The sequence below is a fragment of the Janibacter indicus genome (assembly GCF_900176385.1).
Lineage (GTDB): Bacteria > Actinomycetota > Actinomycetes > Actinomycetales > Dermatophilaceae > Janibacter > Janibacter indicus.
The window spans coordinates 82,752-88,841 of the sequence record NZ_FWXN01000013.1 but is presented as its reverse complement, the minus strand read 5'-3'; the positions used below and the strand labels follow the sequence as shown (position 1 = coordinate 88,841).

6 protein-coding genes and 1 tRNA gene are annotated in these 6,090 nt (G+C 71.8%); all 7 read right to left on the bottom strand.

The features are described from left to right. Positions 1-91 precede the first annotated feature (91 nt). Positions 92-168: transfer RNA gene (locus tag B9B60_RS15420), tRNA-Pro, on the bottom strand. A 78-nt stretch (positions 169-246) separates the two neighbouring features. After that, entirely contained in the window at positions 247-1,728 is a 1,482-nt protein-coding gene (der, locus tag B9B60_RS15415) for a ribosome biogenesis GTPase Der (RefSeq protein WP_084452808.1), read from the bottom strand. A 74-nt stretch (positions 1,729-1,802) separates the two neighbouring features. Further along, positions 1,803-2,501 carry a (d)CMP kinase gene (cmk, locus tag B9B60_RS15410; RefSeq protein WP_084452810.1) on the bottom strand — a complete coding sequence of 233 codons (699 nt, stop codon included), beginning with the start codon at positions 2,499-2,501 and terminating at the stop codon, positions 1,803-1,805. Positions 2,502-2,523: 22 nt separating this feature from the next. Then, on the bottom strand, positions 2,524-3,648 hold the full coding sequence (locus B9B60_RS15405; RefSeq protein ID WP_084452794.1) for a prephenate dehydrogenase: 1,125 nt from the start codon (positions 3,646-3,648) through the stop codon (positions 2,524-2,526). After that, positions 3,645-4,556, bottom strand: a complete 912-nt coding sequence (locus tag B9B60_RS15400; protein ID WP_084452791.1) for a pseudouridine synthase — start codon at positions 4,554-4,556, stop codon at positions 3,645-3,647. The genes B9B60_RS15405 and B9B60_RS15400 overlap by 4 nt, the downstream gene beginning before the upstream one ends. Beyond that, positions 4,556-5,209, bottom strand: a complete 654-nt coding sequence (scpB, locus tag B9B60_RS15395) for an SMC-Scp complex subunit ScpB (protein WP_084452790.1) — start codon at positions 5,207-5,209, stop codon at positions 4,556-4,558. Before scpB ends, B9B60_RS15400 begins: the two co-directional genes overlap by 1 nt. Continuing rightward, on the bottom strand, positions 5,202-6,089 hold the full coding sequence (locus B9B60_RS15390) for a segregation and condensation protein A (protein WP_084452788.1): 888 nt from the start codon (positions 6,087-6,089) through the stop codon (positions 5,202-5,204). The genes scpB and B9B60_RS15390 overlap by 8 nt, the downstream gene beginning before the upstream one ends. Between the last annotated feature and the right edge of the window lies 1 nt (position 6,090).

Sequence of the window (6,090 nt, the reverse complement as noted above, 5' to 3'; positions counted from 1 at the left end):
AACCCACCGGCCGAAAACCCGGCCCACAAAAGCAATAGCCGGACCTACAAAAACGTAGGTCCGGCTATGCCGATGTCCTGAGACATCACATTGGTCGGGCTGACAGGATTTGAACCTGCGACCCCTTGACCCCCAGTCAAGTGCGCTACCAAGCTGCGCCACAGCCCGTGGCTGCTCCCTCAGGAGCGAACGTCACCATATCCCACGTCCCCGGCACTCACCGAATCGAGGTCCGCGGGTCTCGGATCAGCGCCGACGACGCTTCTCGCGCACCCGCACGGAGATCTCGATCGGGGTTCCCTCGAAGCCGAACTCCTCGCGCAGGCGACGCTCGAGGAAGCGTCGGTAGCCGGCCTCGATGAAGCCCGAGGCGAAGATGACGAAGCGCGGCGGACGGGTCGAGGCCTGGGTCGCGAAGAGGATCCGCGGCTGCTTGCCCGAGCGCACCGGGTGCGGGTGTGCCGAGGCGATCTCGCCGAGCACGGCATTGAGTCGCGAGGTCGGCACGCGGGTGTCCCAGGAGTCGAGAGCCGTGTCGAGAGCCGGCGTCAGCCGGTCGACGTGGCGACCGGTGAGCGCCGACATGTTGACCCGCGGCGCCCACTGCGTCTGCACGAGCTCACGCTCGATCTCGCGCTCGAGGTAGAAGCGCCGCTCCTCGTCGAGCATGTCCCACTTGTTGTAGGCGATGACGAGTGCTCGGCCAGCCTCGACGACCTGGCTGATGATCCGCAGGTCCTGCTCGGTGATCGACTCGTGCGTGTCGATGAGCACGACGGCGACCTCCGCCTTCTCGAGCGCCGCCTGGGTGCGCAGCGAGGCGTAGAAGTCGGCGCCCTTGGTCTGGTGCACCCGGCGCCGGATGCCAGCGGTGTCGACGAAGCGCCAGGGGCGCCCGCCGAGTTCGATGATCTCGTCGACCGGGTCGCGCGTGGTGCCAGCGAAGTCGTCGACGACGACCCGCTCCTCCCCCGCGAGCTTGTTGAGCAGACTCGACTTGCCGACATTGGGCCGACCGATGAGGGCCACGCGACGCGGACCCCCTTCGGGCAGTGCCTTGGCGGAGGCGGAGACCTCCGGCATGACGTCGAGGACGGCGTCGAGGGCGTCGCCGCTCCCCCGTCCGTGGAGGGCGGAGACGGGCAGCGGCTCGCCGAGGCCGAGGTTCCACAGGGCGGCGGCGTCGGCCTCGAAGCGCTGGTCGTCGACCTTGTTGGCCACGAGCACGACCGGCTTGCCGGACTTGCGCAGCAGCCGCACGACGGCCTCGTCGTCGTCCGTGGCACCGACGATGGCGTCGACGACAAAGACGACAACGTCGGCCATCTCGATGGCCACCTCGGCCTGCTCGGCGACGCGCAGGTGGATGCCCTCGGCACCGATCTCCCAGCCACCCGTGTCGAGCAGCGTGAAGCGGCGCCCGGCCCACTCGGCGTCGTAGGCGACCCGGTCACGGGTGACGCCCGGCGTGTCCTCGACGACCGCCTCACGGCGGCGCAGGACGCGGTTGACGAAGGTCGACTTGCCGACATTGGGCCGGCCGACGATGGCGACGACCGGCAGCGGTCCGGCGGCCTCCTCGGCGGCCTCCGGCTGGAAGCCGTCGATGATCGCGCGGTCCTCGGGCGTCAGCTCGAAGTCCTCGAGCCCGGCACGCAGCACCCGCTCGACGCCCTCGGCGCTCTCGTCGTCCCCGTGGGATGCGGTGGGTTCGGTGGTGTCCACGATGCTCCTGGTCAGTCGGTGGTGACGGCCATTGTCGCAGCCGTGGGCGGCCGCGGCCGCAGATGTCGAAGGGGGTGTCAGCTCGCTCGCGCAGCAGCGACGACGTCCATCACCGCGGCGACCGAGCCCTCGAAGTCGAGATCGGAGGTGTCGACGACGGTCACACCCTCCGCGGCCTCGGTGAACTGCGAGACGGTCGAGTCGTCGCGGTCGCGCCGCACGACCTGGTCGCGGGTCGCGGCGATGGCCGCGTCGTCGGTGGCGCCGTGCACCTCGAGCGAGCGGCGCCGCAGCCGGGCCTCCTCGCTCGCGGTGAGCAGGATGCGCACCTGGGCGTCGGGCGCGATGACGGTCGTGACGTCGCGTCCCTCGGCGACGCACGCACCGTGGCGCGCGGAGATGTCGTCGATGAGCGCGCGCTGACGTCGCTGCATCTCGACGCGCACCTCGGGCACGGTCGCGACGGTCGAGACGAGAGAGCTGATCTCGCTGGTGCGGATCGCTACGGCGACGTCGGTGCCGTCGACGGCGACCGTCGGCGCCTGCGGGTCATCGCCGATCTCGAGCGGCAGGCCGAGCGCGGCCGCGATGATCGCGTCGGCGTCGCCGAGATCGACCTCGGTGTGGCGGCACCACCAGGTCAGGGCGCGGTACATCGCGCCGGTGTCGAGGTAGCCGGCGCCGAGCCGGGTGGCGACGGCACGCGAGACGCTGGACTTGCCGGATCCCGAGGGTCCGTCGATGCCGATGACGAAGGGGGCGGGCTGGCTGGTCACGAGGGGTCAGCCTAGTCGCCGCTCAGGAGTGGATCTGCCACCCACGGGTCTGCAGGGCCTCGGTGAGCGGTCCCGCGGCGGCCGGGAGCACGGAGATCTCCGCCACGCCGAAGGGCAGGCCGAGCCCGTGGTCGAGCCGCAGGTCCTCCATGTTGACCCCCTCCTCACCGATCTCGGTGAGCAGCCGGGCGACCTCGCCGGGTCGGTCGTCGACGACGACCCGCACCACGGCGTAGGCAGCCGGCGGCGCACCGTGCTTGCCCGGGATGCGGGCGTGGCCGGCATTGCCGTCGGCGATGCTGCGGGCGAGCACCGCGCGGGCGCCGGGGGCGTCCGCGACGTGCGGATCCGTCGACAGGGCCTCGAGGGCCTCGACGATCCCGACGAGGTCCTGGGACATCGCGCGCAGCACCTGTGCGACGGCTCCGGCGTTGCCGGAGAGGATCTGGGTCCACAGGCCGGGGTCGCTCGCGGCGATTCGGGTGACGTCACGCACGCCCTGGCCGGCCAGGCCCACGGCCTGCTCGCTCAGGTGCTCCAGCCGGGCCGCGACGAGCGAGGCGGCGACCTGCGGTGCGTGGGAGACGGCAGCCACGGCGGCGTCGTGGTCGGCGGGGCTGAGGGTCGTGACCGCGGCGCCCGTGGCCCGGGCGAGCCGGGAGACGACCTGCGTGGCGGCCGGGTCGGTTCCTTCGTGCGGGCAGAGCACCCACGCCCGGCCCTCGAAGAGGTCGGCCCGCGCACTGATCGCGCCCGAGCGCTCGCGGCCGGCCATCGGGTGGCTGCCGACATAGCGCTCGATGGCCACGCCGGCACGCACGAGATCGGCGAGGATCACCTGCTTGACGGACGCGACGTCGGTGACGACGGCCTCGGGCCACCGCTGCAGCGCGGCGACGACGAGCCGAGGCGTGACGTCCGGCGGCGCGGCCACGACGACGACACCGGGGGCGACGTCGGCGCTGATCCGTCCTGCCCCGAGGTCACGGGCCAGCGAGACCGAGGTCTCCGACTGGTCCTCGAGAGTGACGTCGGCACCGGCGGCGGTGAGCGCCAGCCCGATGCTCGCGCCGATGAGGCCGGTCCCGATGACGTGCACCGGGGGCAGAGCGGATGCCGCTCCCTTCGCCTCGGCGGAGGCCGTCACAGCCCCGCGGCCTTGTAGAGGTCGCTGATCTCGCGCTGGCTGAGCGGGCGCCACCGGCCGGACTTCGTCGAGCCGAGGGTGATCGGCCCGACCTGGGTGCGCACGAGGGAGATGACCGGGTGACCGACGTGGTCGAGGAGGCGACGCACGATGTGCTTGCGGCCCTCGTGGAGGATCACCTCGACGATCGCCTTGCCCGGCTTGGAGTCGACGATGCGGAAGGAGTCGACCTGGACCGGCCCGTCGTCGAGCTCGACACCCGCCCGCAGCTGCTTGCCGAGGTCCTTGGGCACCGGCCCGGGGATCTCGGCGATGTAGGTCTTGAGCACGCCGTGGGCGGGGTGCTGCAGCCGGTGGGCGAGGTCGCCGTCGTTGGTGAGGATGAGCAGGCCCTCGGTGTCGGCGTCGAGGCGCCCGACGTGGAAGAGCCGCTCCGGGCGGCCGGCGACGTAGTCGCCGATGTTGAGCCGGCCGAGCTCGTCGGACATCGTCGTGACGACGCCCGCAGGCTTGTTGAAGGCGAGGTAGACCCGCGACTCGTCGAGCTGGATCCGCTCGCCGTCGACGTGGACGGTCTGGCGAAGGGGGTCGACGCGCACCCCGAGCTCGGTGACGACCTGACCGTCGACCTCGACGCGGCCCTCGGCGATGAGCAGCTCGCAGGCGCGGCGGGAGCCGACGCCTGCGGCGGCCAGCACCTTCTGCAGGCGGGTGCCCTCGGGGTCGTGGACGTCGATCGTCGGCAGGCGCGGCGGCTCCGGGGCCAGGTCGGGCTGGCCTTTGCGGCTGCGACCGGTGGTCCCCCGGTCGGGCTGGGGGCGTCGGCCGGGGCGCGGGGGCTTCTTCGGTCCGGTGCCTCGGGGGGCACCCTGGGGGCCTCCGGGACGGCGGTTGCGGGGTGGGGTCATCAGCGGGCCTCGTTCACGAGTTCGTCGAGCACGGATGCGTCGGGCAGGTAGGGGGCGATGGGCGGCAGGTCGTCGAGGGAGTTCAGGCCCATGCGCTCGAGGAAGTAGGGCGTCGTCCCGTAGAGCGTGGCACCGGACTCCTCGTCCTTGGTCACCTCGATGATCAGGCCACGGGTGAGCAGGGTGCGCACGACACCGTCGACGTTGACACCGCGGACGGCGCTGATCCGCGCCCGGGAGATGGGCTGGCGGTAGGCGACGACGGCGAGGGTTTCGAGGGAGGCCGCGGTCAGCCGCGACTGCTGGCCGTCGAGGACGAAGCGCTCGACGACCGGGGCGTAGGCGTGGTGGCTGTAGAAGCGCCACCCTCCCCCGACGTTGCGCACGGTGAACCCGTGGGTGCCGTCGCCGTAGTGCCGCTCGAGGTCGTCGAGGACCTCGCGGATCTCCTCGACGGGCAGCTCCAGGGCAGAGGCGAGCGCGTGGTCGGTCACCGGCTCCTCGACGACCATGAGCACGGCCTCGATCGCCGCGCGGGCACCGCCGGGCAGCTCGCCGACGTCGAAGGCGACCTGCACGTCGTCGCCGGTCTCCGCCTCCGGGGCTGCGGCGTCGTCCTGCGGCTGGTCCGGCAGGGTCTCGGGTTCAGTCATCGTCGTCCTCCACGTCCGCTGCGTCCTCCTGCTCCGGCGAAGGGGGCGCAGCCTCCCCTTCGTCGAACTCGGCCCCGACGTCCACGGTGCCCTCGTCGCTGCCGGTCCAGCTCACCTCGAGGTCACCGAGGGCCTCCGGCTGGTCGAAGACGACCTGCTTGTCACGGAAGAGCTCAAGCAGCGCGAGGAAGCGGGCCACGACGACGAGGGTGGAGTCGGCGTCGCGCACCAGCGCGCGGAAAGACGTCGTGCCCTCGCTGCGCAGTCGGTCGACGACGACGACCGCCTGCTCGCGCACGCTGACGGCCGGCGCGTGCAGATGGGTCAGCCCGACGGTCTCGGGCTCCTTGGGGGTCAGGGCCCGGGCGGCGATCATCGCCAGCTGCTCGGGCGTGATGCTGATGACCAGCTCGGGCAGCAGCTGCGCCAGGTGCGGCTCGAGGCCGGCCTGGCGGGCGGTCATGCGCCCGGTCGCCTGCATCGTCTCGCCGAGGTGGGCGGCGACGTCCTTGAAGGCGCGGTACTGCAGCAGGCGCGCGAAGAGCAGGTCGCGGGCCTCGATGAGCTCGAGGTCCTCTTCGTCACCGTCGCCGGTGTTGGGCAGCAGGCGGGCGGCCTTGATGTCGAGCAGGGTCGCCGCGACGAGGAGGAACTCGCTCGTCTGCCCGAGGTCCCAGGAGGGTTCGCTCGCCTGCAGCGTCCGCAGGTGGGCCATGAACTCGTCGGTGACGCGCGCCAGCGCGATCTCGGTGATGTCGAGCTGGTGCTTGCTGATCAGACCGAGCAGCAGGTCGAAGGGACCCTCGAAGTTGTCCAGGTGAACGGTGAAGGCCTGCTCTGCACCACGCTTGGTGATGACGCCGCCGGGGACGGCCTCCACG

What these genes read in the sequence shown, in the direction of transcription:
- B9B60_RS15400 (WP_084452791.1), bottom strand. Translation starts at nt 4,556, where the DNA reads ATGACCCCACCCCGCAACCGCCGTCCCGGAGGCCCCCAGGGTGCCCCC.
- scpB (WP_084452790.1), bottom strand. Translation starts at nt 5,209, where the DNA reads ATGACTGAACCCGAGACCCTGCCGGACCAGCCGCAGGACGACGCCGCA.